The sequence below is a fragment of the Sorangium sp. So ce124 genome (assembly GCF_051525235.1).
In the GTDB taxonomy this organism is placed as follows: Bacteria; Myxococcota_A; Polyangia; order Polyangiales; family Polyangiaceae; genus Sorangium; species Sorangium atrum.
The window spans coordinates 13,837,222-13,855,650 of record NZ_CP150312.1; the positions used below are offsets into that span (position 1 = coordinate 13,837,222).

Below are 18,429 nucleotides of genomic sequence, written 5' to 3' on the forward strand. Positions count from 1 at the left end.
ACCCCTCGATGAAGTGAAATCCTTGACCCGCTTCTGGCATTTCTCCTACCCTGCCGCCGATGTTGCCCCCGGAAAGCCTCGACTCGATCGAACCTCGTCCCGAAGCCCGGCCACTCACATGGGCCGAAATGACCGAGGAGCAACGAGAAGCGACGAAACGCATCGGGAAACTCGTTCGCGATCTTGGGGAGCGGTCCTTCTCGCCCATGATACCTCAAACGGGCGTCGAACGATTTCTGCCGCCGATCGACGCGGCGCGGAGGAATCATGTTGTTCTTCTGGATGGCGGTCGAGGCTCGGGCAAGACGGCCTTGCTCGTCACCCATCTCGCGGTATGGAGCTTCGGCGTTCGTCGCGAGGGAGCCCGGCAAGGCACGAACGACGCGCCAGACAAGAATCTTCAGGAGGCTTTAGCGCCGCTCGGCCAGATCGTCCCCGTGGGCCTGCTCGATCTGCAGCCATTGCCGCAGGCTGCAAACCTGCTGGTCTATGTGGCGACGCGATTCAAGCGCATCGTCGAGGCCATCGAGATGTCGACGGGCCATGACGGCGCGCGCCCGCCCTGGCACGCGGCTGAGCCGGAGAGCGTGAAGAGCGCAGCCGAGTGGCGGCGATTCTTGCAGGCCGCTGCGGCGGGCTGGGACGGCTCGCTCGCGGGGAGGCGAGCGCACTCAGACCCCGAGACGTATGCGGTGGAGCTGGAACAAGCCGAGGAGCAAAGGCTTGATGTCATCTCCAGCTTTCGGCGGTTCATCGACGCGCTCGTAGCGGACTACGCGCATGTGGGGCGATTGCCTCGAAACCAGCAACCGCTCTTCGTCATGGGCATTGATGACGCCGACATGAACGTGACGAAGTCGGCCGAGCTTCTGGACATCGTGCGCACGCTCTGGCACCCGCGCGTGGTGTTCTTGTTGACCGGACATACCGAGCTGTTCCTGGCCGCGCTCCAGTTGCGGACGGAGAAAGAGCTCTCGGGCTCTTCACTAAAGGTTGTTTCTTCTGCGGCGCGCTTGGCTCGAACGTTGCCGAAGGACATATACGACAAGATCGTCCCGCCGCTCCATCGCCTCGAACTGAAGGCGATGCGGGCGCACGAGCGGCACTCGCTCCTTGAACGGTGGTTCGATGCCAGAACGAAGCCCGTCGAGTTGGAGCGTATCGCCCGCGTGAGGGCGCTCTTTCAGCGATATCCCACCCTGAAAACTGCGCTGCCCGGACGGCTCCGGCCCTTGCAGGACTTCGAACTCTGGGTCGTTGGGATCTACAATCGCGGCCAATCGATCGAGGATGGAGTCGTCGAGGCCCGGGTCCTGCACTACCTGTGGATGTCTGCGCTCCACGAGGCATGGCCGACGCCGCAGCTTGATGCCTGGGTGACGGAGGACGACGAGCGTCGGATCGTCGTTCGTCTGGGGGTTCATAAGTTCCGATTCTCGATGCATCAGCGTCGGTTCGGCAAGCCGGGGGAGACGCGGGTCCAGGTGGGACGCGAATGGAGTCTCGATGCGTATGGGCCAGAAGGGGCGGCCGTGCCGGAAGCCCTTGCGGCTTGCCTGGCCCCCTTGCTCGATCTCGGTTCGGATCCGGAAAACCGACACGTGACCTCGCTGGTCACTCCTTCGATCGAAACGAAGGAGTTCGCGGTCGTCGTCGTGCGCCTGGAAGACACGCTTCCCTGGGTCGCCTGGCCGTTGCCGCGCTGGACGAGGTTTGCGGACTGGATTGGATTCGCCGACCGCTGGTCTCGACACCTCGATGAGCTGACGCAGGGGAAGACACAAGATTTGGCGGCGCTGGCGCTGACCTATCTCGACGCGGTGCTCGGTGTCGAGCCTCGAAAGGGCGGAAGAACGTGGCACAGTCGCGCGGAGCGATTGAAGGACATCATCATGGACCCAGCCGTCGATGCTGCCATGAAGCGGTGGGCGCGTCTGGATGCCCCTTTGCTCGCGGCCCCTGAGTCGGGAATCGATGTCGAGAATGCCAATGAGTGGATGAATGCGGTGCGCTCGATCTTTTCGGAGGCCCGCTGGAAGAATCTTCGCTCATCGTTGATGGAGCGGCGGCGGAATCGGCTTCAAGCAGCGCTTGCTGGAATCGTCGATTTTGATCTTTATATCAATAATGTCAACGAGAGGAAGCTCGTTGAGCAATATCTGCGCGAAGTTGACAAGAAATCACATGGTCACACTTGGCTCACGATGGTAGAACGCGATGCCGACGTCACGTCCCGAGCGCTTTGGGAGCGAATGGGCCAGATCTCCGTGCCGGGTGAACGCTCGGCGGGGACACTGCTCTCCTACCTGCCGCGGAGCCGTAGGCAGGAACTGCAAGGTGCGCCGATCGAAACGCTCGAGCGCCTGCAGAGTGCACTCGAGGAGCTGGCCAAACAGCGGGGACATGCAGGCATTCCTGCGGTCGAGAGGCTCTGGCGCGTCGTGACGCAGGACGCGGCGGCGGACTTGCAGGAGGCTGTTTCCTACATCGGGCGGTTGGAATTCAGTATCGAAAAGGCTTTTAAAGAATCGGGGCGTCCGGTGCTCCAAGCGGCTCCCATTGGGGCCTTGCGCTTGGATCCGCACAGCATCGACGCGATGGGCCTTGGACTTTCTCGCGGGCAACTTCTGTGGCCGGCAAACAAGAAACTCGGCCCGCCCACTCTTGCTGTTCTCCGCATGGTGTGGGATATTGAGAGCGATATTAAACTTCGCGACATCTCGCCCCTGCCCGCGTGGTGGCCTCTCGCGGGCGGAGTTTTGCCAGGTTTTCCGGATCAACGATGTCCCTGGCCTGCGCCGGCGTGGCCGACGTTTCTCGACTGGGAGCGCCTCATCGATGCGTGGAACGACAAGGTGCTGCCAAGAGTCCAAGTGCTCGCCCATGAAGCCGCCGAGACCGGTAGCAGCGTCGAGGTCTTTGGCGAATCCGCTGCGTACTGGTACATCACCACGAACTACCACATGACCCAGGACCGATGCGACCTCGGACATGTAGAATTCAGTATCGAATCCGAGCCGAGGCAGTGGCGAACAAGAGTCATGGAGTGGTTCCACCTGAGGAAAAATGATCAGAATGCGACTTCCGCGCATCGCCGCGCATTTTACAGCTGGCTCGACACCATCGGCCTCCTTGCGACCCCTGAATCCGGGTTGAGCCGCAGCGTCGCCGAGAACATCCTCGCGGGGATCCCCGATCTGGAGCAGCGTCGCGAGTCGCTCGTTAGGCTACGTCGTGAACGATTGGCGGCCATGCTATCGATCGGAAAGAGAAGAACCATGAATGCGCTCCTTCGAGACATCGAAGTCGCGTTCCCAGCTCATCCCTGGACCATCATCATCGAGGAGCCGCTCCGCACCATGACGCCTTCCGACACCTCCTCCGGTCCGTGAGCGATGCCTGGGCCCGTCGATCTTGCCTATCTCCGCGCCGCCTGCGAGGCTTTCCCCCTGGCGTCGGAGGCATCGCACCGACAAGTCGTCCTCGAGCTTGGCAAGACCCCGACACTTGTCCTCGAGCGGCGGACGCAACGGCTCGCCGACGAACTCGAGGCGTGGATTCGGCTTCGCGCACGTGGCCATTCTCTCGATTCGCTGCGGCAGGTGCGTGACCTCGTGTGGTTTGGCGAGGATGCACGATCTGTCGGCATGGCGGATTACCTCATCCGCCTCGCAGCGCGGCATTTGATGCATCGTGGTGGTCACGTCGCCCTTCGCACCGAGCCGAGCATCGACGAGCCGCTCGCGCACTTCCGTTGGCTCTCGCTCCTCTTGCCTCCGGATCTCCTCGTGGCGGCTCGTTCGGTGGACATGCCGACGGATCCGGCGTCGGACCACGTCGACACCTCGACCCCACACCTTGCGAAGCTGCTCGAGCAAGGCGTTGCCGAGACGCACCTGCACGTGGGCGCGGCGGTGTCATTTCATCTCGTCTGGATCGGGTTGATGACCGCCCTGTCGCGTCATCCACCGGATCGAAAGAAGCTCGCCCGTGGCGGAGAGCCGCCCTTCGGCATGGTCGATCGGTTTCTGAGAATGCTGCAAGCGGCGTCCGTGACACGGCTCCTCCTGGCGAGCTTTTTGTGGCGCGGAGATCGCCTCGGCGATGCGTCGTCTTTTGACGGCTTTGTCGACGATCCAGACGGTCCGCTTGCGACCCAGATCGCGCCACGCGCTGCTTGGCCTGCTGGTCCACATGATTTCATACGTGCGTGCGTTCAGGCGCTCGGCGTGACTGTCAATGCGAAGCCATCGCCCTCCGTTGCGGTCATGGCCTCGGTACATCGCCACTTGCTGGGTGCATCGAGATGGTCTTCGGTCAAGACGACGGAGGAGTTGCTCTGTGCCGATCCGGTCTCCGCATGGCTCGGCCGAGGTGGCGCTATGGCGTCGGCCGAGACGCGTTTCGCTCGACGCGGCCTCCGGTATCTCCTCGACGCAGGTCGCAAGGACGTCGGGTTTGCACGTGCATTTTGGCAGTATCAGAGAATTCGAACGCTGACGTTTCGCTATCTCACCGTTGAGCCGGGTACCGCAGGGCTTGGTTGGTTTCAGCATCATTACGATCGAATTTCGCCTATGCGTGCGTGCATCGACGGCGCGCGATTCGACGCGGCAGCTCGTTGCTCGGGTCGAGGCGTCGGACTTTCGGCGGTGGAGATGCGTACGGCGCCGGAACCGGCTTGGGCGAGCGTGCGCGATCTCATCCGCGAGGCCGCGGTCCCATCGTTCGTCGACCATGGCCGACCCGAGGTCGGGCTCGTATTGCATTTCCTCAAGCAAGGGTCATGTTCGCACGCGGGAAGGAAAATGCTGAGCGCCGACCCAGGCCAGCTCGGCCACAGCTGCCGATTCGGCTCATTCTCCTTCGCCCGATTGAAAGAGGCCTCGGCGATAGAGGCCGCGCTCGCTCATCAACCGGAGCTGCTTGTCGTATTTCGCGGGATTGACGTCGCATCTGACGAGCTGTCCGTGCCGGCTTGGGTGTTCATCTCACCGTTCGTGAAAGTCCGCCGAGCGGCTCATCGAGCGGCGGCGAGGCTCTCTCGCGCACGCCCCGGATGGAAAGTGACCCCTTTGCGCGCTACCTATCACGCGGGCGAGGATTTCCGGCGCCTCGTCGAGGGTGTCCGTCGGATCCACGAGCTCCTGGAGTTCGGCCTCCTCGAGGCGGGTGATCGCATTGGCCACGGGCTCGCCGCTGGAGTCGATCCCGAGCTCTGGGCACGCAATCATCCCGTGACGGTTCAGCCTGCCGAGGAGCGACTCCATGACCTCTTGTGGGAGATCGACCGCTATAAGGCTGGCGACTTACCTGCGGATGCCACCCGCATCGAGCAGGTGCGTGCCGAGGCCCTCGGGCTGACACACAAAATTTTCGGCTCCAACGAGAATCCTGAACACCTCGGTGCTGCACGGCAACGGCTTCACATGAGCTCCGTTTTACATTACCTCGGGTACCCGTTTGTCCATGGGCGTATTCCTGAGGACCCGATCGACAGGCTCGTGTACCGATATCTCACGGAATCTCAGGTGTTCGCGCGCGGCCAAGAGCCTCTCAAAATCCGAACGAGCGAGGGGGAAGTTCGGATGCTCGTCCGTGCGGGCGCGTGGCTGCGGAGCGAGATCGCTCGTCGAGAGATGACCATTGAGGTCAATCCGACCAGCAACCTTCTCATCAACGACATGGGGGCCATCGACACCCATCCGGCATTTCGCTTCCAGCCCCTCTCGAATCGGTTCAGTCGTGAAGAGGAGCCGATACAGCTGTCGATCAACACGGATGATCCGATTAGCTTCGCAACATCGTTGGGGGACGAATATGCCTACCTCTACGGCGCATTGCTGCGTAGCGGTGCGGGCGCGCATGATGCGTTGAGGTGGCTCGCGGAGCGACGCGACGATGGGTTCCGATCTCGTTTCACACTTCCCGCGAGCCGCGATCCGAACATCGTGCGTCAGCTCCGCAGGCGGTGAAGCGAAGGCGGCTCGGCTCGGCGAGCGCCCTCTAGAGCGGTTCGCGATTGGCTTTGGTACAGACCGCGCCCCTCGGGCGGGGCGTGGCGGATCCCGAGCGCGACGCTTGCGAGGCGTGCGAATCCGCGGCGCACGCCTCCGAGGCGTGCCCCTGCGCTGCGGTCTGGGACGAGGGGGTCGGTCGAGGTAGCCCGCATGGCGGAACCAGCCTTCGGCGTCCTTCGGCGTCACCTGGTGGAGGGCCCTGTCCATCGCGTCGAGCACGCCCACCACGGTCCGCTGCCCAGCGGTGCGGAGGGTCTGCTTGATCTTGCTGCCGCACTCTTCCACCGGCGAGAAATCAGGCGAGTAAGGCGGCAGCGGGTGGTAGTCGGCACCCGTCGCCTCGATGGCCGCGCGGACCTCGGGGTATAGATGTGGCTTGAGTCGATCCACGAGCACGATGTCGCCAGGCCGCAGCACCGGAGCCAGATATTCCTGGGCGTACGTCTCAAATCGAGGACGATTCATGGCGCCTTCGAAGACCACCGGCGCCACCACCCCCTGCAGCCCCAGCCCGAGCACCAGCGTGAGGTTCGGGTCCGCGTTCGCCGGCGCCTTGCCGTAGGCCCGCTGCCCGCTGGGGGCGTAGCCATAGAGCCGGGTCATGCCCAGGTTGGCACCGAACTCGTCGACGAAGATCAAGCGGCGCGCATCTGCGGTCCCCGCCCAATCTTGAAAACTCGCGCGGGCCTGTTGAACGTCCGGGCGGTCTTGCTCGCTGGCACCCAACGTCCTTTTTTTCGGGTGATCCCCATCCGGTGCAGTGTGCGGCTCATCGTCGAGACGCTGACGTGCACATGGTGACGCTGCTCCATCTGCTCGATCAGTTCTGCCAACGTCCGGTCGTTCTTCTCTTCCAGCAGCGCGATCAGTGCCCGCTCGTCTGTGTCGTCGAGCTTCCGTGGCATGCCGCCGCCGTGCGGGCTCGGCGCGAGGTCGCCCGTGGCGCGCAGCTGCGTGAGATAGTTCTGCACCGTGTTCGGGGCGACCTCGAACCGCTCGGCCAGCTCCCGGATACTTCCTTCACGGTTCTGGTAGGCGTCGATGATCCGCTGCCGCAGGTCGATGCTGTACGGGCCCATGCGGTAGGCAACAGCATCAGCGATGCCACCGTCCCGCCCGACCGTGCTCAGCTTGTACCAAGCTCAACCGCAAATCGCTCTAGAGCGGTTCGCGATTGGCTTTGGTACAGACCGCGCCCCTCGGGCGGGGCGTGGCGGATCCCGAGCGCGACGCTTGCGAGGCGTGCGAATCCGCGGCGCACGCCTCCGAGGCGTGCCCCTGCGCTGCGGTCTGGGACGAGGGGGTCGGTCGAGGTAGCCCGCATGGCGGAACCAGCCTTCGGCGTCCTTCGGCGTCACCTGGTGGAGGGCCCTGTCCATCGCGTCGAGCACGCCCACCACGGTCCGCTGCCCAGCGGTGCGGAGGGTCTGCTTGATCTTGCTGCCGCACTCTTCCACCGGCGAGAAATCAGGCGAGTAAGGCGGCAGCGGGTGGTAGTCGGCACCCGTCGCCTCGATGGCCGCGCGGACCTCGGGGTATAGATGTGGCTTGAGTCGATCCACGAGCACGATGTCGCCAGGCCGCAGCACCGGAGCCAGATATTCCTGGGCGTACGTCTCAAATCGAGGACGATTCATGGCGCCTTCGAAGACCACCGGCGCCACCACCCCCTGCAGCCCCAGCCCGAGCACCAGCGTGAGGTTCGGGTCCGCGTTCGCCGGCGCCTTGCCGTAGGCCCGCTGCCCGCTGGGGGCGTAGCCATAGAGCCGGGTCATGCCCAGGTTGGCACCGAACTCGTCGACGAAGATCAAGCGGCGCGCATCTGCGGTCCCCGCCCAATCTTGAAAACTCGCGCGGGCCTGTTGAACGTCCGGGCGGTCTTGCTCGCTGGCACCCAACGTCCTTTTTTTCGGGTGATCCCCATCCGGTGCAGTGTGCGGCTCATCGTCGAGACGCTGACGTGCACATGGTGACGCTGCTCCATCTGCTCGATCAGTTCTGCCAACGTCCGGTCGTTCTTCTCTTCCAGCAGCGCGATCAGTGCCCGCTCGTCTGTGTCGTCGAGCTTCCGTGGCATGCCGCCGCCGTGCGGGCTCGGCGCGAGGTCGCCCGTGGCGCGCAGCTGCGTGAGATAGTTCTGCACCGTGTTCGGGGCGACCTCGAACCGCTCGGCCAGCTCCCGGATACTTCCTTCACGGTTCTGGTAGGCGTCGATGATCCGCTGCCGCAGGTCGATGCTGTACGGGCCCATGCGGTAGGCAACAGCATCAGCGATGCCACCGTCCCGCCCGACCGTGCTCAGCTTGTACCAAGCTCAACCGCAAATCGCTCTAGTACTACAGTTGCAGTTTGCTGCCTGGCGAACTGGCGCAACCATCTAAGCCTCGGGATGCTCGACGTCGGGCTCGGCGGGACGGTGGGCACCCGGGCTCTGCAGCTCGCACCAGGTTTGCGCGGAACCGCATTGGAACCGCATTGACGAGTCGTCCGGCCCGGAGCATGTGCAACTGTAGTACTAGGCGCGCCGGGTGACCCGGGACGACCTTAATATATAACCAGACGATCCCGGGCCACCCCGTACCAGCGAAGCAACGTGGTGGCCCCGGCTCCCTTCACCCCATCACGCCAGCTTCCCGAGCTCCCGGAACCGCCCGCGCAGGTCGTTGTAGAGCCCCCGGTACACCGCATGGATCTCCCGGTACCGCGCCGAGCGCGCCGCGTCCGGCGCGACCCGGGACACGACATGGACGAACGCGTCCGCCGCCTCCTCGACCGACGAGAACAGCCCCGCGCCCGCCGCGCCGAGCAGCGCCGCGCCGTAGGCCGGGCCCTCGGTCGACGTCGTGATCGCCACCGGCGCCTCGAAGACGTCGGCCATCAGCTGGCGCCAGAACGGGCTCCGCGCCCCGCCGCCGGTCAGGCGGATCTCGTCGATCGAGACCGCCGCCGCGCCGTTCGTCTGGCCCACGCCGCGCATCAGGTCCAGCGAGTCCGCGAGCCCGAACGTGATGCCCTCCAGCACAGCGCGCGAGAGATCGGCCTTCGTCGTCCGGGCGCTCAGCCCCACGAACGCGCCGCGCGCCGCCGCGTCGTTGTGCGGCGTCCGCTCGCCCATCAGGTAGGGCAGGAAGACGACGCCGCCCGCGCCCGGGCGCGCCGTCGACGCCGTGTCCGAGATGATCTCGTACGGATCGACCTTGCGGAGCTCGGCCGCCAGGCGCTCCCCGTCGCCGAGGACGTCGCGGTACCAGCGGAGCGCGCCGCCGGCGGCGAGCATCACCCCCATCAGGTAGAAGCGGCCCGGCACCGCGTGGCAGAAGCTGTGGAGCCGCATCTCGGGCTCCACGATCCACGAATCGGTGTGCGCCAGGATCACGCCGCTCGTGCCGACCGACGCCATCGCCCGGCCGGGGCGCACGATGCCGAGCCCCACAGCGCCCGCCGCGTTGTCCGCGGCGCCCCGCACGACGGGGATGCCCGCCGGCAGCCCCGTGGCGGCCGCCACCTCGGCCGTCAGCTGGCCGAGCGGCGCGTTCGAGGGCGCAGACCGCGGGAACACCGCGCGCGGGACGCCGACCGCCGAGAGGAGCTCGGCGCTGAAGGAGCGATCCCCGGGCGAGAACGCCAGCGTGCCGCTCGCGTCGCTGTCGTCCGTCCCGAGCTCGCCCGTCAGCCGCAAGCCCACGAAATCCTTCGGCATGAGCACCGCGCGGACGCGGGCGAACGCCTCGGGCTCGTTCGCCCGCAGCCAGAGCAGCTTCGGCAGCGTGAACCCCTCGAGCGCGCGGTTGCCGACCAGGCGCGCGAGCCCCGCGTCGCCGACCTTCGGGTTCGCGCGGATGGCCTCACACTCGGCCGTGGTGCGCGTGTCACACCACAGGATCGCAGGCCGGATGACCGCCTGCGCCTCGTCCAGCAAGACCGCCGAGTGCATCTGCCCCGTCAGCCCGATCGCGCGCACGTCGTCGCGGCGCGGGCCGAGGGCGCGGGCGAGCTCGCCGAGGGCGCTCAGCGCCGCCGCGGCGAAGTCCTCGGGATCCTGCTCGGCCCACCCGGCGTGCGGCGTGGAGAGCGGGTATTCGCGGTGCGCCGACGCGACCGCCGCGCCGCGCTCCGTTTCGACTGCGATGGCCTTGAGGCCGCTGGTCCCGACGTCGATTCCGATCACGATGGCCATGGAAAGCGTCCTTTTTGCAGTTTCGTCTACTTCGGTGATCTTCGTAACGACTCTTAACTAATAGAGAAAATCGTAAGCTTTGTAAGCGCGCGAGCCGCGCGGCTAGAACACGACCTGGAGCTTCATGGGCGCGGTGCCCTTCTTCATCATCTCGAGGCCGCGCGGGAGCTCCTCGATCGGCATCGCCTCGGAGAGGAGCTTCCTCACGTCGATCGCGCCGCGCTCCATCAGCTTGAATGCCCGGTCGTACGTCCGCCTGATCGCGAAGCTGCCGATGATCTCGAGATCGCGCCGGTAGATCTCGAACGGCGAGATCTCGACTTTGTCCTGCGGCCCACACACGCCGAACACGAGGTACCGGCCGCCGTTCTTGACGTACTGGATCGAGTCGCCGAGCACCCGGGCGATGCCCGTCGCGTCGATCACGACGTCGAAGCCGTAGGGCGCGATCTTCTTGAGCTTCGCCTGGAGCGCGTTGTCGGCGAGCACCACCTCGGTGGCGCCGTGCTGGCGGGCGAGGTCGAGCTTCGACTCGACGACGTCGACGACGGTGACCGCGGCGGCGCCGTTCGCGAGGCTCGCCTGGAGGTGGAGCTGGCCGATCGGGCCGGCGCCGAGGACCAGGACCTCCGAGCCGATCTCGATGCGCGCGCGATCCTGCCCGAAGACGACGCACGCGAGCGGCTCGCAGAAGGCGGCCTCGCTGAACGAGACGCGCTCGAAGCGATAACAGTTCTTCGCGGGGACCCGGACGAGCTCGGCGAACCCGCCGTTGCGCGTCACGCCGACCGCGTTCCACTTCAGGCAGTGGTTCTGCCGGTTGATCATGCAGAAGTGGCACTCTTCGCAGGTCACCGTCGGGTCGACCATCACCCGATCGCCGGGCCGGAGGCCCTCGACCTCGTCGCCCACGGCCGCCACCTCGCCGGCGAGCTCGTGCCCGGGGATCAGCGGGAAGGTCGGGAAGAAGTCGCCCTCCCAGATGTGCACGTCGGTCCCGCAGATGCCGCACGCCTTCGCGCGGACGAGGACGTCGCGCGGGCCGATCTGCGGCGGGGCGACGTCGTGGTGAACGGCGATCTTCTTCACGGCTTCGAGCACGGCAGCCTTCATGCGAGACCCTCCTTGGGAAGGTCGCATAGGCGGGCCAGGGCCGCGCGTCGAGGGTCGAGGGCCGCCGGCTGCGCCCGCGCCGCGTCGCGCAGCGCCGGGGACCGCCGGGGACCGCCTCGCGCAGCGTCGCACGACGTCGCGCAGGGCGGCCTGACGCGGGATGTCAGGACTTAGTGGCCGGCTTGGACGGGGAGATCGTGCGCCAGAGGAACGCGTAGACGTCCATCAGATCGCGCGGGGCGAGGCCGCGCTCGCGCAGGCGCCGCTCGAGCTCGCGCGCCAGCGATTGCATCCGGGCATACCCCTCGGCGCTCGGCGCGCGATCGTAGGCGAGGTTGAAGCCGAGCACGGCGGCCTGCTTCTCGAAGAAGGAGGGCTTCACGAAGACGTGCTCGCCCGGGTAGACGAGCGCGCCGAGGATCGTGACGAGCGGCCACGTGACGACCTTGGCCGCGGCGAGCACGCCGGCCAGCCGGTCGAAGCGCGCGGCGTAGTCGCCCGCGCCATAGAGGAGATCCACGACCGCCTCGGCGTAGGCGCGGTGGTGCTCGGCCGGCATCTTGTTGAAGGGGATGAGATCGCCGAGGGGGTGCAGGAGGCCGGTCGCGGACTTGTGGACCTTGGTGATCCTCTCCATGAAATCGGTCAGGTTGCCCGCCGCCAGCAGCGCCTCGAGCTCGCCCTTGGCGAGGAGCGCGCGCGCGGTCTCGATGGCGCCCTGCTTGAAGGCCTTGCTCTTCTTCTTCGCGCCGCTCGCCGGGCCCTCGGCCCCCTCGCCCCCGGCGGCGCCGCGCTCCTCGGCGATGAACTGCGGACCCCCGAACCCACCCTCGAACTGCGTCTCGAAGCTCGCGACCTGCTCGTCGAAGCTCGTGACCGGCGGCGCGACGACGCGGGCGCGCTGCTTCTTGGCGGCGGCCGACGGCCGATCACGGAGACCGCGGATCCTGGCCTCGAGCGCGCTCGCCTCATCGTCGCCGAGCTGCACCGGCTCGAGCTTCGACCAGAAAGCCTTGGCGATGGAGTGATTGAGGCCATCCTCGAAATCGTAGAAGCGCTTTTCGTCGCGCTCCTCGACGAGGTATCCGAGTCCCCACTGGGGACACCCCGGGTGCTTGACGATGATCGGGGCCGAGGGTTCCGTTGAACGAGAGGTCGCCATAGGCGGCGCAGCCTACTCGATCTTGGGGCGACCGCACCCGCCCCGGAGCCCCTTCTGGACCCGTGTTCAGGTGCGCCGCGCCGGCCCATGCGGGCAGGCCGGCGCTAGAGGTCTCAGTTGACGTCGCGCGCCGCCGAGGCGAGCGCGAGCTGCTGGAGCGCGAGCGCCTCGGTCACGCGGCGCACCCGCGCGACGACGTCGAGCGTCTCCAGCACCGTCTGCCGCTCCCGCGCGTCGAGGATGAGGTGGTGGGCGCAGAGATCCGCGACGAGCGACGTGGCCGCGTCGCGCGGCAGCCGGAACTCGAAATTGCTGTCCCGATCCCGGACGAGCGCCGCGAACGAGGCCGCGGTGGAGATGAGCGCGGCGTGATCCTGGGCCGAGACCTCCCCGGGCTCGTCCTCGAGGACCGTCGCCGCGGCCGTGCGGTACGGCGGCACGAACGGCCGCTCCGCCAGGCGGACGCGGGCGCGACCCCGGAGCAGGATGTTGTAGCGGCCCCCGGGCAGCTCGGCGTGATCGATGATCTCGCCGGCGCCGGCCACCCCCGCGATGGCCGGGTGGCCGTGCGCGTCGATCGCCCGGGGGTCCGTGATGAGGACGACCGAGAGGATGCGGTGCGTCTCGAGGGCGTCGCGCACGAGCGCCCGGTAGCGCGGCTCGAAGATGTGGAGCGGCAGCAGGGCGCCGGGGAAGAGCACCGTCTGCGGCAGCGGGAACAGCGGCAGCTCTGGCAATGCCGCACTGAGGTCGCCCGGGCGCGGAGGCGTCGTGTCCACGGGCCGCAGGGTAGCACGCGGGGGGGTCGGGTGTGGCGGCGCCACGCACATGCGCATCGAGCTCGGCGGTCCGCACGTCCATGCGCATCGAGCTCGGCGGTCCGCCGCCAGGCGCGCGTCCTGCGAGGGCGAGGACGGCGCGCCGTCAGCCGAACATCTCGATGGCCGAGCCGGTGACGGCGTCGGGGGCGTCGAGCGCGGCGTACACGATGAGCCGCGCCACCTCGTCGGCGCTCATCTGCGGGGGGAACCCGCTCCCGACGAGCATGTCGGTGTCGACCGAGCCGGGGAGCACGGCGATGGACTGGAGCCCCGTCCCGCGCAGCTCTTCGGCCAGGCTCTTCGAGAAGCCGACGAGGCCCCACTTGGACGCCGCGTACGACGCGTTGCCGGGGGACGCGATGGTCGAGGAGATGCTGCCGACGTGGACGAGGCGGCCGTGCCCCTGCTTCAGCATGGCCGGGAGGAACGCGCGCGAGATGAGGAAGGGGCCGCGGAGGTTGACGGCCATCACCTCGTCCCAGGCGGCGGGCGCGGTCTCGTGGACCTTCGCGCCGCGGCGCACGATGCCGGCGTTGTTCACGACGACGCGGGGCGCGCCGAGCCACGCCACCACCTCGGCGGAGGCGCGCGCCACCTGCTCCTCGGAGGCGACGTCGCAGGGGACCGGAAGCGCGGCGACGTCGAGGCGGCGGACCTCGTCGGTGACGGCGTCGAGGCGCGGGCTCGGAGGGCCGAGCAGCGCGATGGAGAGGCCGCGGCGCGCGAGCGCGAGCGCCGTCGCCCGGCCGATCCCGCGGCTCGGTCCGGTGACGACCGCGACGTCGGTCACGCCCTCCCCCCGGAGAGCGCGGCCAGAGCGAGATCGCGCTCGGGGCCTGGCTCGGCGAACACGCCGGCGACGGCGACGGTCTCGATGAGGGCGCCCGCCTTGCGCTCGCCGCGGGCGATGAGGCACGTGTGCGTCAGCGTGAGCTTGCACAGCGCGCCGCGCGCGCCGAGCTCGCGGACGAGGAGCTCGACGAGCTGCCCGCCGATGCGCTCCTGCAGGGTCAGCCGCCGCGCGAGCGCGTCGAGGACGTGCGCGAGCGTGCCGATGCCGGCGACCCGCGCGCCCGGCAGGTAGACGATGGTGCCGGCGCCGTGCCCCGGCAGCAGGTGGTGCGGGCACATCGTCGTCACGGCGAGCTCGCGCGCGACGACGAGGCCGCGCTCGAAGGGGCCTGTCTCCATGGCGCCCTCGCGGAGCACCGCGGCCGCGTCGATGGCCTCGCCTTCGATCAGGTCGTCGGCCCACGCGTCGGCGACCCGCTCGCCCGTGCCCGCGAGGTCCCCCTCGACGTCGCGCCCGAGGGCGCGGAGGAACTCCTCGATCGCCCACGCCGCTCTCTTTCGATCGATCACAGGGGCCTCGTCAGTTGAGCAGCTGCCGGCGCCTCTCGGCGGTGATCGGTTTGCGCCCGGCGTAGCCGGCCTCGAGCCCGTGGTAGTGCTCCACGGCAGGCTCCCCGTAGCGCCAGCAGAGCCAGACGAGGGCGCCGTCGAGGCGCCCGTAGAAGTCGCAGAGGCCGATCCGCTGGTCCTTCACGACGACCCCGAGCTCCTCGACCTCCTGCCACCCGGACTCGTACGAGGCGATCTTCTCGGAGAGCTCGCGCTCGCGGGCCCGCGCCTGCTCGCTGCCGCTGCGCGCCAGCTCGATGAGCTGGTCGGGCGTCGCCGCCGGGCTCTGCACGGCCTGCACGAGCTCCTGCCAGCAGCGCTCGATATCGCTCGCCAGGGCGAGCTGCCGGCCGATCATCGACGAGAGCCGCGGGACGAGCGCGTTCGCTTCTTCGATGGTCCAGATGCGGGAAGTGCTCACGGGACCTCACCTGAAGGGCGGCGCGACGACCCGGTCATGCAGGGCCGGTAAGCGGAGGAGAGTGCGGTGTCAAGGGCTTCTACGGAAGGAGCCGTCGCGCGCCGCATGCGGCGGGCGCGGCGGGCGCGAGCAGCGCGCACGGCGAGGGCGCGGTCGGCACGGGCGTGCGTGAGGTGGGCGCGCGCGGGCGTGCGGTCGGTGCAGGCGCCTCCTCGCGAACAACAGCCAGGGTGGCCGCGATCACCTGCGTCGTGCCCTTCCTCCACCCGGCAATGTGTTGCAAGCGGCGTTCTGCAAGCGATAAGCTCGCGCGGCGATCCTGTCGGGTTGCGAGACCGCCGCATGCGACTCCGGACGATATCGGGCATCAAGCTGTCGAATGTGCTCCTTGGCGGCTGGAGCGGCCTCGTCCTCCTCTACCTGTATCTGCCGATCCTGCTCCTCATCGCCTACTCCTTCAACGACTCGCGGATGAGCGTGGTGTGGGAGGGGTTCACCTTCAAATGGTATCGGCAGCTCTTCGATGAGCTCGTCGCCCACCTGGGCGACGAGCGGCGGTCGCCGCTCATCGAGTCGCTGAGCAACAGCGTGATCATCGCCGCGATCACGACGGCGTTCTCGGTCGCCCTCGGCACGGCGGGCGCCTTCCTGCTCTACCGGTACAGGTTCCCCGCGCTCCGGTCGATCACGACGCTGATCTTCATTCCCATGATCATCCCGGAGATCATCATGGGGATCAGCCTGCTCATCTTCTTCAAGACGGTGGAGCTCGATCTCGGCTTCACGACCGTCATCGTCTCGCACGTCACCTTCTGTTTCCCGTTCGTGCTGATCGCCGTCCAGGCGCGGCTCGCGGGGCTCGATCCGTCGCTCGAGGAGGCCGCCCTGGACCTCGGGGCGACGCCGCTCAAGGCGTTCTTCCTGATCATGGTGCCTTACCTTCTGCCCGCGATCATCTCCGGTGCGCTGATGTCGTTCACGCTCTCGATGGACGAGCTCATCGTCACCTACTTCACCCGCGGGCCCAAGTCCGAGACCCTGCCGATCAAGGTGTTCGGCATGGCGAAGGTGGGTCTGAACCCGATGCTGAACACGATCTCGACGGTGTTCATCGTAGCGACTGCGATGCTCGTCGTGGTCGCCGAGTCGCTGAAGGGCACCGCGAAGCGGCTCCCCGACGAGGGCTGAAGGGGAGCGGCGCGCGGCGCGAACGCGGGCGCCTGCGCCGACGCAGGCGAGACAAGGAAAAGGCCAATGAAACGCATCTCAGCGCTCTTGATACTGATGTTCGTCCCGCTCCTCTGCCTCCTCGGCTGCGGGAAGAAGGAGAGCCCGGCGCCGCAGCAGGCGGCCGCCTCGGGGAGCGCCCCGGCGACCGAGCCGAAGCCCGGCAACGAGCTCAACCTCTTCGGCTGGTCCGAGTACGTCCCGCAGGAGGTCCTGGACGGCTTCACGAAGGAGACGGGGATCAAGGTCAACTACGAGACCTTCGCCTCGAACGAGGAGATGCTGTCGAAGCTCCTCGCGGGGGGCACCCGGTACGACCTCATCCAGCCCTCGGAGTACGCGGTCGAGGCGCTCATCCGGCAGAAGAAGCTGCAGCTGCTCGATCAATCGCGCATCCCGAACCTGAAGAACATCGCGCCTGCGTTCAGGAACCAGCCGCACGACCCGGAGCTCAAGTACTCGGTCCCGTGGATGGCCACGGTCGTGGGCATCGTCGTCAACACCCAGAAGGTGAAGGAGCCCGTGAAGGGCTTCAAGGACGTGTTCCAGCCGAAGTACAAGGGGCGCATCGTGGCCCTGAACGACAACCGCGAGATGGTCTCGTGGGTCATGGTGACGATGGGGATGAACGCCAACGACGTGACGCCGGAGAACCTCGCGAAGGTCAAGCCGACCCTCGCGGAGTGGATCAAGCTCGTGAAGGTGTTCGACTCCGACAGCCCGAAGACGGCGCTGCTCAACGGCGACGTCGACATCGGCGTCGTCTGGAGCGGGGAGGCGGCCCTGCTCTACCAGGAGAACAAGGACAAGTTCCAGTTCGTCCTGCCGCAGGAGGGGACGCACAAGGCGATCGACAGCCTGGTGATCCCCGACAGCGCCCAGAACAAGATCGGCGCGGAGATGTTCATGAACTACATCCTCCGCCCCGAGGTCAGCAAGCTCATCTCGGACAAGTTCCCTTACACGAACCCGAACGCGGAGGCGCGCAAGCTGCTCACGCCGGAGCAGCTCGCGAACCCGGCGAGCTACCCGCCCATCGCGGGGCTGGAGACCTTCCACGACATCGGCAAGGCGGCCGCGGACGTGGACAAGCTCGTGACCGACCTCAAGGCGTCGGAGTGAGCGGCGGGGCGTCATGAACACGGCCACCGGGCAGGTCGTCGAGTTCCAGGGCGCCGGGCGGAGGCCGGGCGTCCGAGGGTGGCTGCTGCTCGCCCCGCTCTTGATCTGGCTCTTCGCCTTCGTCGTGGCGCCCACCGCGATCATGCTCGTCTACAGCTTCTGCGAGCGGGACGAGCTCGGGCAGGTGGTCTTCGAGCTCTCGCTGTCGAGCTACTCTCGGGTCTTCGACCCGACCTACGTCAAGATCCTGCTGAGCTCGATCAAGTACGCCGCCATCACCACGGTGATCTGCCTCATCGCGGGTTATCCGGTGGCGTACTTCATCGGGCGGGCCAGGGAGGGCGTCAGGAACCGGCTGCTCATGCTGGTGATGGTGCCGTTCTGGACGAGCTTCCTCATCCGGACGTATGCCTGGATGTCGATCCTCAAGTCGGAGGGGCTCCTCAACGGGCTGCTCCTCTACCTGCGGATCATCTCGACCCCCCTCGACATCATGTACACGCCGACGGCGGTGGTCATCGGCCTCGTCTACTCGTATTTGCCGTTCATGATCCTGCCCATCTACGGGAGCGTGGAGAAGCTCGACAACGCCCTGATCGAGGCGGCGTTCGATCTCGGCGCGGGGCCCGTGTCGGCGTTCTCTCACGTCATCGTCCCGCTCACCCGCCCGGGCATCCTCGCGGGCGTCCTGCTCGTGTTCATCCCGGCGCTCGGGATGTTCGCGATCACCGATCTCATGGGGGGATCGCGCGTGCCGATGATCGGCAACGTCATCCAGAACCAGTTCGGTCAGGCGCGCGACTGGCCCTTCGGCGCCGCGCTCGGCATGACGCTCCTGCTCCTGTTCTCGCTCTTCTTCCTGCTCGGCCTGCGCAAGGAGCCAGAGGCCTGATGCGGCGCCGTCCCGCGGGGCGCACCGCCGCGCCTCTCCGCTTCTCCCGCGCTCTTCGCCGGCCCTCTCCCGC

General features: G+C 67.2%; 15 protein-coding genes and 1 pseudogene. 5 read left to right on the forward strand and 11 right to left on the reverse strand.

Going from position 1 to position 18,429, the window contains the following annotated elements:
- The first annotated feature begins 128 nt into the window (after positions 1-128).
- Positions 129-3,392, forward strand: coding sequence for a hypothetical protein (locus WMF19_RS51940; RefSeq protein ID WP_437897134.1), 3,264 nt, complete (start codon positions 129-131; stop codon positions 3,390-3,392).
- Between the two features lie 3 nt (positions 3,393-3,395).
- Complete coding sequence (locus WMF19_RS51945; protein ID WP_437901796.1) at positions 3,396-5,975, forward strand: hypothetical protein; 2,580 nt, start codon at positions 3,396-3,398, stop codon at positions 5,973-5,975.
- A gap of 348 nt (positions 5,976-6,323) precedes the next feature.
- On the opposite strand, the pseudogene WMF19_RS51950 reads toward WMF19_RS51945, so the two are convergent.
- The 11 genes and pseudogenes from WMF19_RS51950 to WMF19_RS52000 form a co-directional block, all read right to left on the reverse strand.
- Positions 6,324-6,623, reverse strand: a pseudogene (locus WMF19_RS51950) (transposase); the annotation flags it as partial.
- A gap of 32 nt (positions 6,624-6,655) precedes the next feature.
- Positions 6,656-7,099, reverse strand: a complete 444-nt coding sequence (locus tag WMF19_RS51955; RefSeq protein WP_437895630.1) for a helix-turn-helix domain-containing protein — start codon at positions 7,097-7,099, stop codon at positions 6,656-6,658.
- A 63-nt stretch (positions 7,100-7,162) separates the two neighbouring features.
- Positions 7,163-7,831 (reverse strand): transposase, encoded by a 669-nt coding sequence (locus WMF19_RS51960; RefSeq protein ID WP_437897135.1) that lies wholly within the window; start codon positions 7,829-7,831, stop codon positions 7,163-7,165.
- Positions 7,828-8,271: a helix-turn-helix domain-containing protein gene (locus WMF19_RS51965; RefSeq protein ID WP_437895630.1), complete on the reverse strand. Its 444-nt coding sequence runs from the start codon at positions 8,269-8,271 to the stop codon at positions 7,828-7,830. The genes WMF19_RS51960 and WMF19_RS51965 overlap by 4 nt, the downstream gene beginning before the upstream one ends.
- Before the next feature lie 369 nt (positions 8,272-8,640).
- Positions 8,641-10,197, reverse strand: a complete 1,557-nt coding sequence (gene xylB, locus WMF19_RS51970; protein WP_272096991.1) for a xylulokinase — start codon at positions 10,195-10,197, stop codon at positions 8,641-8,643.
- Between the two features lie 102 nt (positions 10,198-10,299).
- Positions 10,300-11,310: a zinc-dependent alcohol dehydrogenase family protein gene (locus tag WMF19_RS51975; protein ID WP_437897136.1), complete on the reverse strand. Its 1,011-nt coding sequence runs from the start codon at positions 11,308-11,310 to the stop codon at positions 10,300-10,302.
- Positions 11,311-11,473: 163 nt separating this feature from the next.
- Positions 11,474-12,472, reverse strand: a complete 999-nt coding sequence (locus tag WMF19_RS51980; protein WP_437897137.1) for a hypothetical protein — start codon at positions 12,470-12,472, stop codon at positions 11,474-11,476.
- 113 nt (positions 12,473-12,585) lie between these two features.
- Positions 12,586-13,251: an LON peptidase substrate-binding domain-containing protein gene (locus WMF19_RS51985; RefSeq protein ID WP_272096994.1), complete on the reverse strand. Its 666-nt coding sequence runs from the start codon at positions 13,249-13,251 to the stop codon at positions 12,586-12,588.
- A 145-nt stretch (positions 13,252-13,396) separates the two neighbouring features.
- Positions 13,397-14,083: an SDR family NAD(P)-dependent oxidoreductase gene (locus WMF19_RS51990; protein WP_437897138.1), complete on the reverse strand. Its 687-nt coding sequence runs from the start codon at positions 14,081-14,083 to the stop codon at positions 13,397-13,399.
- A complete protein-coding gene (folE, locus tag WMF19_RS51995; protein WP_272096996.1) occupies positions 14,080-14,655 on the reverse strand; it encodes a GTP cyclohydrolase I in 576 nt (191 codons plus the stop codon). The genes WMF19_RS51990 and folE overlap by 4 nt, the downstream gene beginning before the upstream one ends.
- Positions 14,656-14,665: 10 nt before the next feature.
- Positions 14,666-15,115 (reverse strand): DUF2203 domain-containing protein, encoded by a 450-nt coding sequence (locus WMF19_RS52000; protein WP_437326828.1) that lies wholly within the window; start codon positions 15,113-15,115, stop codon positions 14,666-14,668.
- Between the two features lie 342 nt (positions 15,116-15,457).
- Between WMF19_RS52000 and WMF19_RS52005 the strand changes: the two genes are divergently transcribed.
- The 3 genes from WMF19_RS52005 (at position 15,458) to WMF19_RS52015 (ending at position 18,356) form a co-directional block, all read left to right on the forward strand.
- Positions 15,458-16,303 carry an ABC transporter permease gene (locus WMF19_RS52005; protein WP_437897139.1) on the forward strand — a complete coding sequence of 282 codons (846 nt, stop codon included), beginning with the start codon at positions 15,458-15,460 and terminating at the stop codon, positions 16,301-16,303.
- A 66-nt stretch (positions 16,304-16,369) separates the two neighbouring features.
- Positions 16,370-17,464: a polyamine ABC transporter substrate-binding protein gene (locus WMF19_RS52010; protein ID WP_272097000.1), complete on the forward strand. Its 1,095-nt coding sequence runs from the start codon at positions 16,370-16,372 to the stop codon at positions 17,462-17,464.
- Between the two features lie 13 nt (positions 17,465-17,477).
- A complete protein-coding gene (locus WMF19_RS52015; RefSeq protein ID WP_437897140.1) occupies positions 17,478-18,356 on the forward strand; it encodes an ABC transporter permease in 879 nt (292 codons plus the stop codon).
- Positions 18,357-18,429 lie beyond the last annotated feature (73 nt).

What these genes read in the sequence shown, in the direction of transcription:
- WMF19_RS51940 (WP_437897134.1), top strand. Translation starts at nt 129, where the DNA reads ATGACCGAGGAGCAACGAGAAGCGACGAAACGCATCGGGAAACTCGTT.
- WMF19_RS51945 (WP_437901796.1), top strand. Translation starts at nt 3,396, where the DNA reads ATGCCTGGGCCCGTCGATCTTGCCTATCTCCGCGCCGCCTGCGAGGCT.
- WMF19_RS51955 (WP_437895630.1), bottom strand. Translation starts at nt 7,099, where the DNA reads ATGGGCCCGTACAGCATCGACCTGCGGCAGCGGATCATCGACGCCTAC.
- WMF19_RS51965 (WP_437895630.1), bottom strand. Translation starts at nt 8,271, where the DNA reads ATGGGCCCGTACAGCATCGACCTGCGGCAGCGGATCATCGACGCCTAC.
- xylB (WP_272096991.1), bottom strand. Translation starts at nt 10,197, where the DNA reads ATGGCCATCGTGATCGGAATCGACGTCGGGACCAGCGGCCTCAAGGCC.
- WMF19_RS51975 (WP_437897136.1), bottom strand. Translation starts at nt 11,310, where the DNA reads ATGAAGGCTGCCGTGCTCGAAGCCGTGAAGAAGATCGCCGTTCACCAC.
- WMF19_RS51980 (WP_437897137.1), bottom strand. Translation starts at nt 12,472, where the DNA reads ATGGCGACCTCTCGTTCAACGGAACCCTCGGCCCCGATCATCGTCAAG.
- WMF19_RS52005 (WP_437897139.1), top strand. Translation starts at nt 15,458, where the DNA reads ATGCGACTCCGGACGATATCGGGCATCAAGCTGTCGAATGTGCTCCTT.
- WMF19_RS52010 (WP_272097000.1), top strand. Translation starts at nt 16,370, where the DNA reads ATGAAACGCATCTCAGCGCTCTTGATACTGATGTTCGTCCCGCTCCTC.
- WMF19_RS52015 (WP_437897140.1), top strand. Translation starts at nt 17,478, where the DNA reads ATGAACACGGCCACCGGGCAGGTCGTCGAGTTCCAGGGCGCCGGGCGG.